General features: G+C 68.7%; 16 protein-coding genes. 4 read left to right on the top strand and 12 right to left on the bottom strand.

Annotated elements, in window-relative coordinates:
• Positions 1-72: 72 nt before the first annotated feature.
• From Ahu01nite_RS37090 to hrcA, 11 genes are all read right to left on the bottom strand, one after another.
• Positions 73-1,878 carry an ABC transporter ATP-binding protein gene (locus Ahu01nite_RS37090; protein ID WP_203841396.1) on the bottom strand — a complete coding sequence of 602 codons (1,806 nt, stop codon included), beginning with the start codon at positions 1,876-1,878 and terminating at the stop codon, positions 73-75.
• A complete protein-coding gene (locus Ahu01nite_RS37095) occupies positions 1,875-3,581 on the bottom strand; it encodes an ABC transporter ATP-binding protein (RefSeq protein ID WP_239159445.1) in 1,707 nt (568 codons plus the stop codon). Before Ahu01nite_RS37095 ends, Ahu01nite_RS37090 begins: the two co-directional genes overlap by 4 nt.
• Positions 3,578-3,793, bottom strand: a complete 216-nt coding sequence (locus Ahu01nite_RS37100; RefSeq protein ID WP_203841397.1) for an MbtH family protein — start codon at positions 3,791-3,793, stop codon at positions 3,578-3,580. The genes Ahu01nite_RS37095 and Ahu01nite_RS37100 overlap by 4 nt, the downstream gene beginning before the upstream one ends.
• A gap of 38 nt (positions 3,794-3,831) precedes the next feature.
• The gene (locus Ahu01nite_RS37105; RefSeq protein ID WP_203841398.1) at positions 3,832-4,614 is read right to left on the bottom strand and encodes an ABC transporter ATP-binding protein; all 783 of its coding nucleotides are present in this window, start codon (positions 4,612-4,614) and stop codon (positions 3,832-3,834) included.
• Between the two features lie 12 nt (positions 4,615-4,626).
• The gene (locus Ahu01nite_RS37110; protein ID WP_203841399.1) at positions 4,627-5,685 is read right to left on the bottom strand and encodes a FecCD family ABC transporter permease; all 1,059 of its coding nucleotides are present in this window, start codon (positions 5,683-5,685) and stop codon (positions 4,627-4,629) included.
• Positions 5,682-6,737, bottom strand: coding sequence for a FecCD family ABC transporter permease (locus Ahu01nite_RS37115; protein ID WP_203841400.1), 1,056 nt, complete (start codon positions 6,735-6,737; stop codon positions 5,682-5,684). The genes Ahu01nite_RS37110 and Ahu01nite_RS37115 overlap by 4 nt, the downstream gene beginning before the upstream one ends.
• Positions 6,738-6,816: 79 nt before the next feature.
• A complete protein-coding gene (locus Ahu01nite_RS37120; RefSeq protein WP_203841401.1) occupies positions 6,817-7,551 on the bottom strand; it encodes a 16S rRNA (uracil(1498)-N(3))-methyltransferase in 735 nt (244 codons plus the stop codon).
• A gap of 35 nt (positions 7,552-7,586) precedes the next feature.
• A complete protein-coding gene (locus tag Ahu01nite_RS37125; RefSeq protein WP_239159446.1) occupies positions 7,587-8,243 on the bottom strand; it encodes a Uma2 family endonuclease in 657 nt (218 codons plus the stop codon).
• Between the two features lie 60 nt (positions 8,244-8,303).
• Entirely contained in the window at positions 8,304-8,828 is a 525-nt protein-coding gene (locus Ahu01nite_RS37130) for a GyrI-like domain-containing protein (RefSeq protein ID WP_203841402.1), read from the bottom strand.
• Between the two features lie 307 nt (positions 8,829-9,135).
• Positions 9,136-10,278 carry a molecular chaperone DnaJ gene (dnaJ, locus tag Ahu01nite_RS37135; RefSeq protein ID WP_203841456.1) on the bottom strand — a complete coding sequence of 381 codons (1,143 nt, stop codon included), beginning with the start codon at positions 10,276-10,278 and terminating at the stop codon, positions 9,136-9,138.
• A 61-nt stretch (positions 10,279-10,339) separates the two neighbouring features.
• A complete protein-coding gene (gene hrcA, locus Ahu01nite_RS37140; RefSeq protein ID WP_203841403.1) occupies positions 10,340-11,362 on the bottom strand; it encodes a heat-inducible transcriptional repressor HrcA in 1,023 nt (340 codons plus the stop codon).
• 180 nt (positions 11,363-11,542) lie between these two features.
• Here hrcA and Ahu01nite_RS37145 point away from each other — a divergent pair, with 180 nt between their 5' ends.
• A complete protein-coding gene (locus tag Ahu01nite_RS37145) occupies positions 11,543-12,121 on the top strand; it encodes a DUF4870 domain-containing protein (RefSeq protein ID WP_203841404.1) in 579 nt (192 codons plus the stop codon).
• Between the two features lie 48 nt (positions 12,122-12,169).
• Here Ahu01nite_RS37145 and hemW read toward each other — a convergent pair whose 3' ends face one another.
• Positions 12,170-13,360: a radical SAM family heme chaperone HemW gene (gene hemW / locus Ahu01nite_RS37150; protein WP_203841405.1), complete on the bottom strand. Its 1,191-nt coding sequence runs from the start codon at positions 13,358-13,360 to the stop codon at positions 12,170-12,172.
• A 37-nt stretch (positions 13,361-13,397) separates the two neighbouring features.
• Between hemW and Ahu01nite_RS37155 the strand changes: the two genes are divergently transcribed.
• The 3 genes from Ahu01nite_RS37155 to Ahu01nite_RS37165 all read left to right on the top strand — a co-directional run bounded on the left by Ahu01nite_RS37155 (position 13,398) and on the right by Ahu01nite_RS37165 (position 16,760).
• Complete coding sequence (locus Ahu01nite_RS37155; RefSeq protein ID WP_203841406.1) at positions 13,398-14,168, top strand: enoyl-CoA hydratase-related protein; 771 nt, start codon at positions 13,398-13,400, stop codon at positions 14,166-14,168.
• A gap of 32 nt (positions 14,169-14,200) precedes the next feature.
• A complete protein-coding gene (locus Ahu01nite_RS37160) occupies positions 14,201-15,037 on the top strand; it encodes a hypothetical protein (RefSeq protein ID WP_239159447.1) in 837 nt (278 codons plus the stop codon).
• A 79-nt stretch (positions 15,038-15,116) separates the two neighbouring features.
• Positions 15,117-16,760 carry a PAS domain S-box protein gene (locus Ahu01nite_RS37165; protein WP_203841407.1) on the top strand — a complete coding sequence of 548 codons (1,644 nt, stop codon included), beginning with the start codon at positions 15,117-15,119 and terminating at the stop codon, positions 16,758-16,760.
• The last annotated feature ends 527 nt before the right edge of the window (positions 16,761-17,287 follow it).

Consider the following 17,287-nt stretch of genomic DNA (forward strand, 5'->3'; position numbering starts at 1 on the left):
TCGAAGTGGCGTAACGCGCGCAGGCGAAAGCGGCCCGAGCCAGACACAGCCCGGACCACCCGCCAAAGTCACTCAGTCGCCGGCCGAAGACCCCGGCGAACCAGACCCCGACGCCGAACCCGGCGACGCAGAAGCAGAGGCAGAGGCAGAAGCCGGGGTCCGCGCCGACCAGGCAGCCCACAACCCGGCATACCGCCCACCGGCAGCAACCAGCTCCTCATGCGGCCCTGATTCCACAATCGACCCGTGCTCCATCACGATCACCCGGTCAGCGGCGGCAGCCTGGGTAAGCCGATGCGCAACCACCAGCGCCGTACGCCCCTCAAGAGCAGCAGCAGCGGAGTCCTCAAGATCCCGCGCACCGGCACTACCAGCCTCAGCCGTAGCCTCGTCAAGCACCGCGACGGCCGGATCAAGCAGCACCAACCGGGCAAGGCCAAGTTGCTGAGCCTGCGCCGCGGTCAATTCGTGCTCACCGTCACCGACGAGCGTGTCCAACCCCTCAGGTAGCGCTTGCGCCCAGGTCAGAGCCCCGACCCGGGACAGCGCGGCCAGCGCGTCCTCCGTGGTCGCACCCGGCCGGGCCAGACGCAGATCCTCGATGAGCGGCCCGGCGAAGACGTGTGTCTCCTGGCTGACGATCGCCACGGTTCGAGGGGGCAGGTCCGGGACCGGGACGCCGTCGACGTACGCGCAGCCTTGTGAAGGTCGCAGGATGCCGGCGGCGATCGACGCAGCTGTTGTTTTGCCCGCCCCGGTCGAACCGACCAGCGCGACCCGCTCGCCCGGCTCGACCCGCAGTGACACCTCGTGCAGGACCGGGGTGACGCCGTCGTAGCTGAAGCTGACCTTGTCGAGGGTGAGGGCCGAACCGGCGGGCCGGTCACCGGACGGCACAGCGGGCACGTCCATGCGTACGACTCCGACCAGGCGGCCGAGGCTCGCGCCCGCGGCCTGCACGTCGTCGAAGGTGAACATGAGCATGGCGACCGGGTTGAAGAGGCGGTGGAACAGCAGTGCCGCCGCCGAGGTCTCGCCGACCGTCACGGAGCCGTTGCGGACCAGCCAGAAGCCGGTTACGAGGATCACTGCCAGGCCGAAGAACTCGGCGCGGTTGATCCGGGCACCGAAGCGGGTGAAGAGGATGAAGACGTTCACCGAGATGTCGCGGGCCTTCGCGGAAGCCGTGCCGATCTCGGCCTGGTGCCGGTCCTCGAGCCGGTACGCGTGCACCGTCCGTAACCCCTGCATGCTCTCCACCAGCAGCTGGGACCGTTCGGCGACGGCCGCGCGCTCCTGGGCGTACCGCGGGGCGGCCTTCGGCAGGTACCAGCGCAGGGCGAACACGTAGAACGGCACCGCGACGGCGCCGGCGAGGCCGAGCCGCCAGTCGATGCCGGCCATCGCCACGAGGCTGAGGAGGCCGAGCAGCACTGCCGAGATCACCTGCGGCAGCACCTCGGAGACGGCCTTGCCGATGGCGGCGATGTCCGCGCCGACCCGGGAGAGCAGGTCACCGCGGCCGGCCCGGTCCAGGACCAGCGCGGGCAGGCGCAGCGCGGTCGCGACAGTGCTTTCGCGCAGGTCGGCGAGCATCCGGGAGCCGAGCCGCCCGACCAGGTACGTCGACAGTCCCGTCGCGGCGCCCCCGATCAGCGCGGACACGACGATGACCACGGAGATCGGGATGATGGCGGAGGCACCGGCACCGTCGCGGACCTGGTCGACGAGGCGGCCGAGCACGTACACGGGAATGATCGTCGCGATGGCCGCGACGACGCCGGCGGCCAGTGTGTAACTGACCTCTGCCTTGCGGGTCCGCAGTTCGGCCCGGAGCCACGCGCGGCTCTCTTCGGACGATGCAATGGGGAGGGTCATCGCAGCACCATCCGGCGGTAGTCGGCGTCGTCGGTTCCCAGTTCGGCGTGCGAACCCTCGGTCGTGACCACACCCTCGCCGAGCACGACCACGCGGTCGGTGACGGCGAGCAGTGCCGGGCTGCTGGTGATCACGATCGTGGCGAAGCCGGAGTCCGGGCCGTGGCGCAGTGCGCGGATGCCCTGCGCGATGGCGTGTTCGGTGACCGCGTCGACGGCGGTGGTGGGGTCGTGCAGCACCAGCACCGGTGGGCGGGCGTGCAGTGCGCGGGCCAGGGCGAGTCGCTGGCGTTGCCCGCCGGAGAGGCTGGCGCCGCGTTCGGCGACGGGAGCGTCCAGCCCATCCGCGGAAAGCGAAAGCACATCATCCGCAGCGGCCGCAGCCAGCGCATCAGACAAAAGCGCGGGCTGGTCGTCGGACAGCGCCACGTTGGTCCCGATGGTGCCGGTGAAGAGGTCGGTGTTGTGCGGTTCCACGAGCAGCAGCCGGCGGGCGCGGGACCGCTCGATGTCCTCCAGCGGAACGCCGGCGAGCAGCACCGTGCCCTCGAACCCGGTGGGGACGGCGAGCAGTTTCACGAGGGCTTCGGCGTCGGCGGGGCGGTTGGCTACCACGCCGACGAGCTCGCCAGGGCGTACATGCAGGTCCAGACCTTCGAGCGGACCGTGACGGACCCCGGTGAGCCTGAGTTCGCAGCGTTCCTCGCTGGGGTCGGCCACGCCCTCGGGCAGGACCATCCCGGCATCGGTGACCTGGGCGACCCGGTCGGCGGAGGCGCGGGCCTCGGCGACCCAGCTCGGCACGATGGCCAGCAGGCCGAACGGCTCCATCAGGAACTGCGCGGACCCGATCACGGTGATGAACTGGCCCACGGTGATCCGACCGGTGAGCGCGAACCAGCCGGCCATGACCGCGATGCCGCAGGCCAGCAATGTACTCAGGGTCGTGGAGGCGGCCTGGTAGGTGCCCTGGGTGCGGGAGGCGCGCAGGGTCGCCGCCAGCGATCGGCGGCTGACCGCGCGGTACCGGTCGGCGGCAGCGTCCTGGGCGCCGATACCGCGCAACGGCCGCAGCCCGGTGACCAGGTCGGTGGCGAGAGACGTCGCCCGGCCGGCCTGAGCCTGCTGGTCCGCGACCCGCTTCGTGATGAGCGGTGCGCTGATCTGCAGCACAACCAGCACGATCGGCGTGGCGACCAGCACTGTCAGGCCGAGCGGCACGCTGATCCACAGCAGCGTGACGGCGCTGATGATCGTGGCGACGATCGAGCCGGCGATGCGTGGCACATAGTCGAGCAGGTATGACGTCTCGTCGGCGTCGGTCGTGGAGACGGTCAGCAGATCACCGGTGCGGAACCCGGTTTGCGCCCCGCGCGGGTGCAGGATCTTCGCGGCGACCTCGACCCGCAGGACATGGGCTTCCTCGGCGATCGCCTTCATCAGCTGCCGCGACCCGAACCGGTACGCGAGGTTCAGCACGACGAAGAGCAGAGCCAGCACGCTCACCCAGAGAATCAGCGACATACCGTCGCCGGGACCGACCGCACTGTCGACCGTGACACCGATCAGGATCGGGATCGAAGCCTCACAGGCCTGGTGTACGCCGATCAGCGCGGTCCCGGTCCAGAGACGCTTGCCGTTGCGGGAGATGACCCGCCGCAGGATCCGCGAACCGGAACGACTCCCTGAACCGGAACGATTCACTGGGGGGACATGCTGTCGCGAAGGCTCTTCGGCCGCAGGTCCGTCCAGGTGCGGTCCACATAGTCCAGGGCCTCCTGGCGCGAGGACGGGCCGAACACACTGCGCCAGCCGGACGGGACCTCCTTGAACGCCGGCCAGAGCGAGTGCTGCTCCTCGTCGTTCACGAGGACGTGGAACGTGCCGTTCTCGTCATCGAACGGGTTGCTGGACACAGAGGCTCCTTGCATCGACACCGATTTACCAGGTAAGGCTAACCTAAGCTAGAGCGTGGAATCACCATCGGGGTGTGCGTCTCGGGATCGTCGATGATCCGGCAGCCGAGCCCGAAAACCCGCTCGACCAGATCGGCGGTCATCACTTCACGCGGGTCACCCTGGGCGACGATCTCGCCGGATTTCATCACGACCAGGTGGTCCGCGTACCGGGCCGCCTGGTTCAGGTCGTGCAGCACGGCGACCATCGTGGTGTCCTGGTCCCGGTTCAGCCGTACGCAAAGCTCCAGCAGCTCGATCTGGTGCGCGATGTCCAGGAACGTCGTCGGCTCGTCGAGCAGCACGATCGGCGTCTGCTGGGCCAGCACCATGGCGACCCACACCCGCTGGCGCTGACCGCCGGAAAGGGTGTCGACCAGTTCCCCCGAGAGTTCGGTCACCCCGGTCGCGGCCATGGCACCGACCACGGCGGCCTCGTCCGCGGCCGACCACTGCCGGATCAGCTTCTGGTGCGGGAACCGGCCACGGGCGACCAGCTCGGCCACCGAGATGCCGTCCGGCGCGATCGACGACTGCGGCAGCAACCCGAGCCGGCGCGCGACCTCCTTCGCCGGGCGACCGTGAATGTCCTTACCGTCCAACAGCACTTCACCGGTAACAGGTTTGATGAGCCGCGACAACGCCCGCAGCAACGTGGACTTGCCGCACGCGTTCGGGCCGATGATCGCGGTGAACCTACCGGCCGGGATCTCCAGCGACAGATGCTCGCTGATCGTCTTCTTGTCGTATCCGATGGTGATGTCGCGGGCGGCGAGGCTCATGGCTGTGATCCCTTATCGACGAGCCTGGCGCACCAGCAGCCAGACGAAGTAGACGCCACCGACCGACACGGTCACCACACCGACCGGTAACTGGGTCGGCGCGAAGGCACGCTGAGCGAGCCAGTCACTGAGCATGAGCAGAAACGCGCCCATGGCCGCGGACGGAACAAGAGCGATCCCGGGTGTACGGGTGAGCCGCTGGGCGAGCTGCGGCGCGGCGAGGGCGACGAACGAGATCGGTCCGGCCGTCGCCGTCGCCACCGCGATCAAGGCAACACCGACGATCAGATACACAAGCCGGACCCGTTCCACACGTACGCCCAGAGCGGCCGCCGCATCCTCACCCATCTCCAGCAGAGCAAGCCGGGGACCGTACGCGAGAAGCACGCCGGCGAGCACCGCCAGAATGACCGCGGCCGGCGTGACCTGTGCCCAGCCGAGCCCGTTGAGGCTGCCCTGTTCCCACAACGCGGCGGAGTACGCGGCCTGCACATTCATCCTGATGATGAACCACTGGTTCGCCGACGCGAGCATGGCACCGATCGCGATGCCCACGATGATCAGCCGGAAGCCTTGCACCCCACGCTTGAACGCCAGCAGATACACGACGACCGCCGTGGCCAGCCCGCCGGCCAGCGCGCCCCCGGCCAGCAGGTAGTAACCGTTCCCGACGAAAACCGTCGCCACCAGCACACCCGTGTACGCGCCGGTGTTGAACCCGATGATGTCCGGGCTCCCCAGCGGGTTCCGCGTCAACGCCTGGAAGATCGCCCCGGACAGCCCCAGCGCGGCACCGATCATCAACGCCAGCAGCACCCGCGGCAGCCGCCACTCGACCACGACGAGCCGCGCGGCACGCGTACCCTCGCCTGCCAACGCCTCGATGACCTGCGCCGGGCTGAGCGTGAACTCACCCGTACCCAGCGCAAGCACACCCACCGCAAGAGCCAGCAGCATGAGCACCACGGTGACCAGCAACGGCTTGAGACTGATCCGCGCGGAAACGCCCGGCCCCCGCAGAACCAGAACCCGCCGCCCGAAATCAACCCGCTCGGTCCGGTCCGGGGTCACAGGCCGCTCACCCGCGAGCGGCGGATCCACCAGATCAGGACGGGCGCGCCCACGAACGCGGTGACCACCCCGACGCGGAGTTCGCCGGGCCGCACCACGAGCCGGCCGACGATGTCGGAGACCAGCAGCAGCACCGGCCCGAGCACCATGGTGTAGACGAAGATCCACCGCTGGTCCGGGCCGACGATCCACCGGACCACATGCGGCACCATCAGCCCGACAAAACCGATCGGCCCGACCGCGGCGGTCGCGGCCCCGGTCAGCAACATCACCGAGACAGTTGCCAGGATCCGGGTACGCCCGACGCTCGCACCCAGCGTGCGCGCCAGATCGTCACCGAGCGCCACCGCGTTCAACGACCGCGCAACGAGGAGTGCGAGCAACACCCCCGCGAGCACGAACGGCGCGATCGTCAACGCCACATCGGCCGGCCGCCCCGCGAGCGATCCCACGTCCCAGAACCGCAGGTAGTCGAAGGCCCGCGGCCGGATCAGCCGGATACCGCTGGAGATCCCGTCCATCACGGCACCGAGGGCGATACCGGCAAGAGTGAGGCGTACGGGTGTGGCGCCGGCCCGTCCCGCCGAGCCCAGCAGATAGACCATGGTGAGCGCGAACGCGACACCGGCGAACCCGAACCACATGTACTGGTGCAGGTTGGTCAGCCCGAGCAGACCGACGGCGACGACCACGAAGAGCGCAGCGCCGGCGTTGATGCCGAGCACCTGGGTGTCCGCGAGCGGGTTACGGGTGACCGCCTGGATGACAGCGCCGGACAGCCCGAACGCAACCCCCGCGAGCAGCCCCAGGATCGTCCGCGGCACCCGCAGTTCCCGAACGATCGACTGGTCATCGGTGTCCGCGTAATGAAAGAACGCGTCCCAGACGGTATGCGGCGAGATGTTGCGCGTACCGAGCGCAATGCTGAGCAGACAGACCACACCGAGCAGCACCAGGCAGAGCAGCAACCCGACACCCCGCCGCGCCTGGGTCTTCGCCAGCCCGGCCGCCGGCTGCGGACGCGCAGGCGCCGCCGTACGCGTCAGGACCATGCGCCGAAGCTTAGGCTAGCCTTCCCTATTCGTCAGCACCCGGGACGCCCCACCGGGGATCGACCGGTCCGGGCTGCCGTCACCACCGGTCAAGGCGAGCGGAGAGTACGGCCAGAGCTGCCATTCCCGCCGTCGACGTTCGCAGCACAGAATCACCGAGCTTGACCGGATGCGCGCCGGCCGCCACGAACGAGCCCAGTTCCTGGTCGCTGATCCCGCCCTCGGGCCCGACGACCAGCACGATCTCCCCGGCCTCGGGCAGCTTCGCGACGGTCAGCCGGTCACTCGCCTCCTCATGCAGCACGAACGCGGCGGCCGCCCTCTCCAGTCGGGCAGCGACCTTCTTCGTGGAGGTGTCCGGGTCCCCGGAGACAACCGGAAGCCAAGAACGGCGCGCCTGCTTGGCGGCCTCGCGCGCGGTGGCGATCCACTTCTCGCGGGCCCGCACCCCGCGGTCGCCACGCCACTGCGCCACGGAACGCGACGCGGCCCACGGAACGATCTCGTCGACCCCGATCTCGGTCATGGCCTGCACGGCGAGCTCACCCCGGTCACCCTTGGCGATCCCCTGCACGACAACCAGCCGCGGATCCCCGGCGGCGACAAACGACCGCTCGCTGACCAGCATGTCGACGCTGCCCCGCCCCACGCCCGCGACCTCGGCCCGGGCGAGCCCCCCACGACCGTCGGAGAGCAGCACGGCCTCCCCGGCCTTCAACCGCTGAACATCAGCAGCGTGATGCCCTTCCTTACCCGCCAGCGTGTACCGGGAGGAAGTGGGCAGATCGTCGACAAGAAACAGCGGCGCGGACACGCCCCGAACGCTACCTGGTCACCCCACTCCCAAGGTCAGCGAGCATCCCAGCCCAGGCCGTAATCCCCCGGCGCAGCCTCCAGCAAATCGGCGAGCGGCACCTCCGCCGCCAGCTCATACGTTTTGTCAGCGCCGAGCTCGTACATGGAGACAGTCCGTGCGTCGTCCTGATCGACGATCCAATACCGAGAAATCCCGGTCGCGGCATACTCCTGAAGCTTGGTAACCCCGTCCATTGTTGCGGAACTGGGTGAGACGATCTCCACCACCAGAAGCAGGTCGTCGAGGGTGAACCAGACACCATCCGGCAACGGCTGCGCCCACAACGTCACATCCGGGATACGTCCCCCGTCGCCGTCCGGTCCCGAGACCAGAATCCCGAGACCTTGGAGAACATGGTCCGCTGGCCAGCCGGCAAATCCGAACCAGAAGGACAGCCGCTGGGCGATGGCAGCGTGCCTCGAACCAGGCGGCGGCATGACGGTCAGCACTCCCTCAGGGCTCAACTCATAACGGTGGCCATACCGGTCCGCGGTATTCATCACCGTCAGGTCGTCGAGCGTGACGGTGGCAGGAAAGTAGTTGCCGACTGCCTCAGCGCCCATGACGTAAATACTAGTGTCGTCATCGCCGGGACCTGCCGCATCGTTCGTAACGTCCGGCGGAACATCTGGTCGCTCGAGCTGAGCCAAGCTAGAACCATGACTTCTAGACATGAAGCTAGTATGCACTCGACAAGTGTGCATCTCAAGTCAATCGATGGATGAGGCCTCCGGGGATTCATCGGTCAAGCGGATGGCCAGTTCGGTGTGCCAACGGGTTTTCCTGGGTTCGGTGCGGGGATCGGTGAGGTAGGCCTCGTAGCGGCAGGCGAAACGTTCGCCGGCGGGGCTGACCGTGCGGTCCAGGGTGAGGCCCTGGTCGTGGGCCCAGTCGCGCAACATGCCGTTCGCGCGGCGGCCGTGGTTGATGTACGTCAATGTTGCGTAGCGGCCGGCCGGCAACACTCCGGCGCGGACCCGGTCGTCGTCCCGGACCGGCACGTCGCGGTCGGTGATGACGCCGACCTCGACGTCCATCGGGCCGTCCATGTCCACGACATGGAGCCGGAAGAACGTGTGACCGTACGCAACGGCGCGCTCGTCCGCCCACGAGTAGAGCTCCGCCATGAGCTGGTCCCGTACGGCGAACATCCCCCGGAACGGCGTAACCACCCGAATCCCGACGCAATGCCGGAGTGGCGCGGCGACAACCCGCGGGCCATCAATGATTTCCACCGGCACTCCACCGGCACCTCCGTGCACACTCCGCGATGCTCCCCGGGAATGGAGACGGTACGCGACGCCGATCACGACCGAAAGATCCGCGCACGATGCGGAGCGAGGCGAGACCACTCGCGCAGAATGAAGGTGGCGAGCGGCCGTTCCGGCGCCGCCAGGCGCCTGGCTGATCGACGCCGGCCTCGGTGGGAACTGCGGTCAGCACCATGCAATCAGGCACGACAGCAAGATCTTGACCTTGATCTGCTGCCGTGCCTGAAAGGACTTGCCGCGTCTGAAGCTCCAAAAAGCGGAGCCGGAAAAATCAGTGCCCGTTGAAGGCGTCCCGCATGCGGGAGAAGAAGCCGCCCTGCTTGCTGAGCTCGGCGATGTCCTCGCCCCGGGTCTTGGCGAAGTCGCGGAGCATGCGTTCCTGATCGGGGGTGAGCTTGGTGGGCGTTTTGACGTCGAGGTGGACGAAGAGCTCACCTCGGCCCTGGCCGCGCAGGTGGGGGACGCCCTTGCCGCGGACGCGCAACGTGGAGGCGGGCTGGGTGCCGGCTTTGACCTCGATGTTCTCTTCCGAGTCGAGGGTTTTGATCGTGAGTCTGGTGCCGAGGGCGGCGGCCGTCATCGGGAGGGTGACCCGGCAGTGCAGGTCGTCGCCCTTGCGGGAGTAGACGTCATGGGGGCGTTCGTGGATCTCGACGTAGAGGTCGCCTGCCGTGCCGCCGCCGGGGCCAACCTCGCCCTGCTGGGCGAGGCGGATGCGCATGCCGTCCTCGACGCCCGCGGGGATCTTGACCGTGAGTGAGCGGCGGGTGCGGATGCGGCCGTCGCCGGCGCAGGTGGGGCAGGGGTGCGGGATGACGGTGCCGTGACCCTGGCAGGTCTGGCAGGGGCGGGACGAGACGACCTGGCCCAGGAAGGTGCGTTGCACCGACTGGACCTCGCCGCGGCCCGCGCAGGTCTCGCACGTGGCGAGGTGGGTGCCGGGGGCCGTGCCCGCTCCGGAGCACTGGGTGCAGAGCACCGCCGTGTCGACCGTGATGGGGGCTTCGACGCCGAACGCCGTCTCGACCAGGTCCAGCTCCAGGCGCAGGATCGCGTCGGCGCCGGGACGGGTGCGGGGGCGCGGGCCTCGGGAGCCGCCGCCGGCGGCCGTGCCGAAGAACGCGTCCATGATGTCCTGGAAGCCGACGAACGGGCCTGCGCCGCCGGGACCGCCCGGGCCACCGCCTCCGCCACCGGGCGCGAGGGGGTCACCACCGAGGTCGACCATCTGGCGCTTCTGGTCGTCGGAGAGGACCTCGTAGGCGGCGTTGATGTCCTTGAACTTCTCGTGCGCCTCGGGGTCCGGATTCACATCCGGGTGGTACTGACGGGCCAGCTTGCGATAGGCGCGCTTGATCTCGTCGTCGGTGGCTTCCCGGCTGACGCCGAGAATTCCGTAGTAGTCCTTGGCCACTGGGTTTCGAGTCCTCATGTCTGCCCCGCGCTACGCGCTGGAGAGCGTCGTCGCTTGTGCGTCAGTTCTGTGCCAGCAAATCGCCAACGTAGCGTGCCACTGCACGCACCGTAGCGATGGTGCCGGGGTAATCCATCCGGGTCGGCCCCAGCACGCCGAGGCCACCAACGATTGTCGTACCCGGTCCGTAACCCGAGCTGACGACCGAGGCCGCCCGCAAGTTGTCGATCTCGTTCTCGTCGCCGATGCGGACGCGCGTGGTGCTCGGCTCCACTTCACCGATCAGTTTGAGGAGGATGACCTCCTCTTCCAGCGCTTCCAGCACCGGCCGCAGGGAGCCCTGGAAGTCCAGGACACCGCCGCGGGTCAGGTTGGCCGTGCCGGCTAGGGCGAGACGTTCGTCACTGCGCTCGACCAGGGTCTCGAGCAGCACGGACGCCAGGCAGGCCATGGTATTGCGTTTCTCCTGCGGACATTCGTCCACCAGCGCCTGCACGAGCGGCGGCGTGTCGGCCATCTTCTGCCCGCTGAGCTTGGTGTTGACCTGACGGCGCATGTCGAGCACGTCGTCGTTGCTGGTCGGACCGGGCAGCTCGACGAGACGCTGCTCGACCCGGCCGGTGTCCGCGATCATCACGAGCATCATCCGGGTGCTGGAGATCGGTACCAGCTCCAGATGACGCACCGCGGAGCGCGACAGGCTGGGATATTGCACGACGGCGACCTGGCGGGTCAGCTGGGCGAGCAGCCGCACTGTGCGGTGCACCACATCATCCAGGTCGACGGCGCCGGCCAGGAAGCGCTCGATCGCGCGCCGCTCGGCCGGGCTCAGTGCCTTGACCCGGGAGAGCCGGTCGACGAAGAGCCGGTAGCCGGCGTCGGTGGGCACCCGGCCGGCGCTGGTGTGCGGCTGCCGGATGTAGCCCTCTTCCTCCAGCACGGCCATGTCGTTGCGCACCGTGGCCGGGGAAACCCCCAGCTGGTGGCGCTCGACGAGGGACTTGCTGCCCACGGGCTCCTGCGTCGCGACGTAATCCTCGACGATGGCGCGCAGAACCTCGAGCTTGCGGTCATCAAGACTCATGACCCCTCCCCCTCTATCGGTCCTGGCACTCGACTTCCCGGAGTGCCAGTCTACGTCGCCGTCGCGATGCGCGCGATGATCGACCGGTAGGTCGACCTCTGCTTAGCCGAGTGTCTATTCTCCGACCCCACCTGGGTGTTGCCCTCGCCACGGTCGACCCGCGGTCCTACCGTGTTGCCCATGACTGAGCCGCCGCGCCCGCCCGGTGAGGGGAATCCTTCGGATCCCACCGAGCCGTACAACTATCCCCCGCCCTCTCATGGCACGCCGCCTCCCCCACCGCCGCCGGCCTACGGATCCCCCGCACCCGGCTCCGACGCGGGCTACGGGTCGACCCCGCCCGGCTCCGGCGCGCCCTACGGGCAGCAGCAGCCTTACGGCCAGCAGCCTTACGGCGGCGGCTACCCGTCGAGCAGCGCCAACGATGACAAGACCTGGATCCTCGTCGCCCACTTCGGCGGCGCGGCGGGAGCGTTCCTCGGCGCGGGCTGCGCCGGCTGGATCGCACCGCTGGTCGCGCTGCTCGTCCAGGGCCCGAAGTCGCCCGTGGCCCGGGCCGAGGCGATCAAGGCGCTGAACTTCCAGATCCTCTGGTCGATCATCGCGCTGATCGGCTGGATCACGACCTGCGCCATCATCGGGTTCATCATCGCCCCGGTCGCGACGCTGATCGCGGCGATCATCGGCGTCATCGCGGGCGTCAAGGCCAGCAACAACGAGCCGTACAACTACCCGCTGACGGTTTCGATCATCAAATAGTGCGGATTCGCGATCTGCTGCCCGCGCGTGTCACGACCTCCCGGCGTGTCACGGCAGCAGATCGCGGACCACCGCGTCGGCCAGCAGGCGGCCCTGCAGGGTGAGCACGGCGCGCCCCGGGACGGAAGGCTCCAGCAGGCCGTTGGCCAGCGCTTTCTCCACCCCGACCGGGTCCAGCCCGGCGAGCGGCAGGCCGTCCTTCAGTCGCAGCCCCAGCATCACTTCCTCGACCCGGCGGTCATCGGGGGTCAAGATCTCGCGGGCCAGGCCGGGTGAGACACCTTCCGCCAACCGCTGCGCGTACGCCGAAGGGTGCTTGACGTTCCACCACCGCACCCCGCCGACATGGCTGTGCGCCCCCGGCCCGAACCCCCACCAGTCGCCACCGGTCCAGTACAGCCGGTTGTGCCTGCACTGCGCCTCGGGTGACGTGGCCCAGTTCGACACCTCGTACCACTCGAAGCCCGCACCCGTCAGCGCCCGGTCAGCGGTCAGGTAGCGGTCGGCGGCCACGTCGTCGCTCGGGTATTCCAGCTCGCCCCGCCGCATCCGGGCCGCGATCCTGGTGCCGTCCTCGACAATCAGCGAGTACGCGCTCACATGGTCGACCCCCGCCCCGATCACCGCGTCGAGCGAGGCCGCGAAGTCGTCAGCGGTCTCCCCGGGCGTCCCGTAGATCAGGTCCAGGTTGACGTGCTCGAACCCGGCTTCGCGTGCTTCCGTGGCGGCCTGGATCGCGCGTCCCGGGGTGTGGTTACGCTCGAGGATCCTCAGGACGCCGGCCGAGGCGGACTGCATGCCGAGCGAGATGCGGTTGAACCCGACACTTCGCAATTTTTCAAGATATGCCGGGCTGACCGTCTCGGGGTTGGCCTCCGTGGTGATCTCCGCGCCGGTAGCGATTCCCCAGGTCTCATCGATGCCCTCGAGAATCCGCCCAAGATCCTCTGCCGACAGCAGCGTAGGCGTGCCGCCACCGACGAAGACGGTCTGGACCGGTTGCCGAGTCACGATTTTTCCAGCAAATCGGACTTCTGTAAGGACCGTCGACGCGTACTCAGCCTGACTCGCGCCCCCACCCAGCTCCCGAGCCGTATACGTATTGAAGTCGCAATACCCGCACCGGCTGGCGCAGAAAGGCACGTGGACATAGACGCCGAACTGATCGGACACCCGCACGGAGTCAGGCAACGACCCGTCACTCGGGACAGGCTCCCCATCGGGCAAAGCTCCAGGCATCCGTCAAGTGTGCACGCCCCCGGTTAGGGTTCCTCGCATGGCTCTGGTCCGTTCCGTCACCGACGCCGGGGTGACCACCCTGACGCTGGACAGCCCCGCGAACCGCAACGCCCTCTCCTCCGCGTTGATGCGTGACCTGCTCAGCGGTCTCGGCGCGGCGCTGACCGACACGTCCGTGCGCGCGGTGGTGATCTCGCACACGGGCCCGGTCTTCTGCTCCGGCGCCGATCTCAAGGAGACCGCCGAGACCCGCGACGACGCCAAGGTTCCCGCCGAGATCATGGCTGACGTGCTGGCCGCCATCTGGGAGTTCCCGAAACCGGTGGTCGCCCGGGTCGCCGGGCCGGCCCGCGCGGGCGGTCTCGGCCTGATCGCGGCGGCCGACCTCGCGGTGTGCACACGTGATGCCACGTTCGCGTTCTCGGAGGTACGGCTCGGCGTGATCCCGGCAGTGATCAGTGCCACCGTGCTGCCCCGTCTCGCCCCGCGCGCCGCGGCCGAGCTCTACCTGACCGGTGACGTCTTCGACGGCGTACGAGCTGCCGAGATCGGCCTCGTGACCGCCGCCGTCTCGTTGGAGGAGTTGGACGGGCGGGTTGCCGCGTTCTGCGACTCTCTGGTGAAGGGCGGCCCGATCGCCCTGGCGGGGACGAAACAGCTGCTCCGCCGACCGCCCGCGGAGTCGATCCGCGCCGACATGGCCGAGCTGGCGGCCCGCTCCGGCTCGTACTTCAAGTCCGCGGAAGGCAGGGAGGGCGTCGCCGCCTTCCGGGAAAAACGACCGGCGAACTGGGTGCCCGTGACGTGAAAGTCTAATCTTGATCAAACAGAGGAGCGTGGGTGAAGAACAAGACGTTCGCGATCGTCGCGGTTCTAGCGCTGGTCGTCGCACTCGGTTTCTTCGTCTCGCAGTCCTTCAAGGGCACCATCAAGCTGCCGCTGCTCGGCCCGGAATGCACCGTCAAGGCCGACGGCGAGGTCACCCTCGACTCCGTGCAGATGGCGAACGCCGCCACGATCTCCGCGGTCGGCATGCGGCGCAAGATGTCCGAGCGGGCCATCGTGGTCGCGCTGGCCACCGCGCTGCAGGAGTCGAAGCTGGAGAACCTCGACACCGGCGACCGTGACTCGGTCGGGCTGTTCCAGCAGCGGCCCAGCCAGGGCTGGGGCACGCCGGAGCAGATCCAGGACCCGCGCTACGCCGCCGACAAGTTCTACACCGCCCTCAAGAAGGTCAAGGGCTGGAAGAAGATGCGGGTCACCGATGCCGCGCAGAAGGTGCAACGGTCGGCTTACCCGAACGCGTACGAGAAATGGGCCGACGAGTCCGAAGTCCTGACCAAAGCGCTCACCGGACGAGCCACGGGTGCCGTCGAGTGCACGGTGAGTGGCGAACCGGCGCTTCGCGGGGCGGCTGCCGCGGCCGCTCTCACCGAGGGTCTGCGGCTGGACTGGGGCCTCGACGCGTCCCAGGACGCGGGCCTGAAAGTCGCGGTCAAGGACGCGAACACCGGCTGGCGCTACGCACACTGGCTGGTCTCACACGCCCAGACCACGGGCCTGGAGCGGGTGCGTTTCGCCGATCGGGAGTGGAACGCCCCGGACGGCAAGTGGCAGCCGGTTACAGGTGACCGCCGCGTCGGCAATGACACGGTCGTGGCGGAAGTATTTCGCTGACAGAAAACACTCCCCCGATCCATAGCGCTACGTATACATCGACATGGACAGACAGCGACCGCACTGGTACTAGTTATTCGTGCTCCACGCCTTGGAATGGATCCTCTTCGGAGCCGCGAGCGTAGGCGCCATCGTTCTCGGAACAAGCCGGCACCGACCGGCCCGGGTCGGCCCCTGGTTGCTGCTCGCCGCATCGGTCACGTGCATGACCGTCGGCGACGTCTTCTTCGCGTTCGACCTGCCGGACGCGGCCACCGCGTGGTACCTGACGATGTACGTCTTCGTCTCGCTCGCCCTGATACAACTGACCCGTGGCGGCGCACTATTGCTGAACCGCGCCCGCCTCATCGATCTGCTGGCGTTCTCCTGTTCCACGCTGCTCGTGGTCTGGGTCGTCGCGGTCGGCGACAACAACCCGTTCGGCGACTTCCCCGCCGCGGACATGCTCGGCTGCATGCTGCTGCTCGGCGTCGCGATCCGCCTGGCGGTGGCATCCTGGTTCAACTGGTCGTCGATCCTGCTGCTGACGGGCGCGGTCGGAGTGCTCGGCGGCGACATCGCGTACGGCCTGGTCCCCGGTCACTGGGCCGAGATCGGCTACATGGTCCTCTACCTGTCCTGGGGCGCGGCGGCCCTGCACCCGTCGATGGTCGAGCTGAGCTCCCCCATGCCGGCCCGCGCGACGCCGTGGAAGAGCAGCTGGGCGGCCCTGCTCGGCGTCTCGGTGGCCACCCCGCCGATCGTCCTGCTGATCGAAGCGGTCACCGGCCCCGTCACCGACGGTGTCGTGATCGGCGTCGGCGGCGCGATCACCCTGGTGCTGACCATCACCCGCCTCTCCGACTCGGTCCAGCTCAGCAGCCAGTCCCTCACCCGCGAGCGAGCCCTGCGCGAGGCGAGCGCGGCCCTGGTCGCAGCGGCGGACGAAGCCGCGGTCGACGACGCGGTCCGCGCGGCCGTCACCCAGCTCCTGCCCCAGAGCCCGGTCGAGCTGGTCTTCGCCGCGGACGACCGCAAACTCCCGCTCCCCGCGACACCCACCACCCCGGCCGGTTCCCGCAGCTGGTGGCTCAACCCCACCCGCCCCCGCGACCCCGGCACGGACGACGCCACCCTGGTCTGCCCACTCTGGCTCGAACCACTGGCCGTCGCCCGCCCCAACGGCGGCGCCCTGGTCCTGACCGGCCGCCGCGACGTCCTGACAGCAGGCCGCGACGCCCTCGAGGTCTTAGCCGGCCAAGCTGCCCTCGCCCTGGACCGCATCTCCCTCGTCGACGCGGTCGGCCGCCGCGACAGCGACCTCTACCTGCGCGCCGTCATCCGCAACACCGCCGACATCATGCTTGTCATCGACGACGACCAGGTCATCAGATATGCCAGCCCCGCCCTGCGCGAACTCATCGGCGAAGAGGACCTCCCACCCTTCACCACCCTCGCCGACCTCGTCCACCCCGACGACAGCAGCCAGGTCCGCCGCAAACTCCGCGAAGACGGCGACGGCGTCGTCTACTGCGCCCTCCAACGAGCCGACCAGACCCAGGTCCTAGTCGAGGCCACCTACCGAGACCTCCGAGAAGACCGCCTGGTCAGAGGCTTCGTCGTCACCATGAAAGACGTCACCCACGCCCACGACCCCGTCGAACGCCTCCCCCACCTCGACCACGTCGACGAACTCCCCGCCTGGGTCAACCGCCGCAGCGCCCAGCACAAATTCCGCTACTAACCCCCAAAACCACCCTCTAAGTACGCCCAACCCCCCGCACCGAGTCCACCACCCGATCTACCTGCCCACTCAAGGCTCCGAACGGGACCACCGGGCTGACCTGCCAGGTCGATCTTGCCCACCACTGCCCCCCTTCAGCGAACCAATCCCCCCGCCACGCGCACCCCGCCCCCTCTCCGGCGCACCCTCCCACCGTGCGTCCCAGCCACCCACCTCCCGCCACGCGCTTCCGCCGCCTGTCTCCACCGCGCGTCCCAGCTTGTACGTCCCAGCTTGTGCGTCCTCACTACCTGTTCCCCGCCGTGAAACCCAGCCGTGCGTCCCCACTACCTGTTCCCCGCTAACGCGCTTCCCGCCGTCTGTTTCACGCCGTGCATCCCCGTAGAGGGTCCCGACCATGCGTTCCGACCGTGCATCCCCGCCGTGCGTCCCGACCGTGTATTCCGGCCATGCCCCAAGCCGTGCCTTCCAGCCACGCGTTCCGGCTGCGCCTTCCAGCCATGTCCCCGCCGCGCGTTCCCGCCGCG

Source organism: Winogradskya humida, assembly GCF_016862215.1.
GTDB lineage: Bacteria > Actinomycetota > Actinomycetes > Mycobacteriales > Micromonosporaceae > Actinoplanes > Actinoplanes humidus.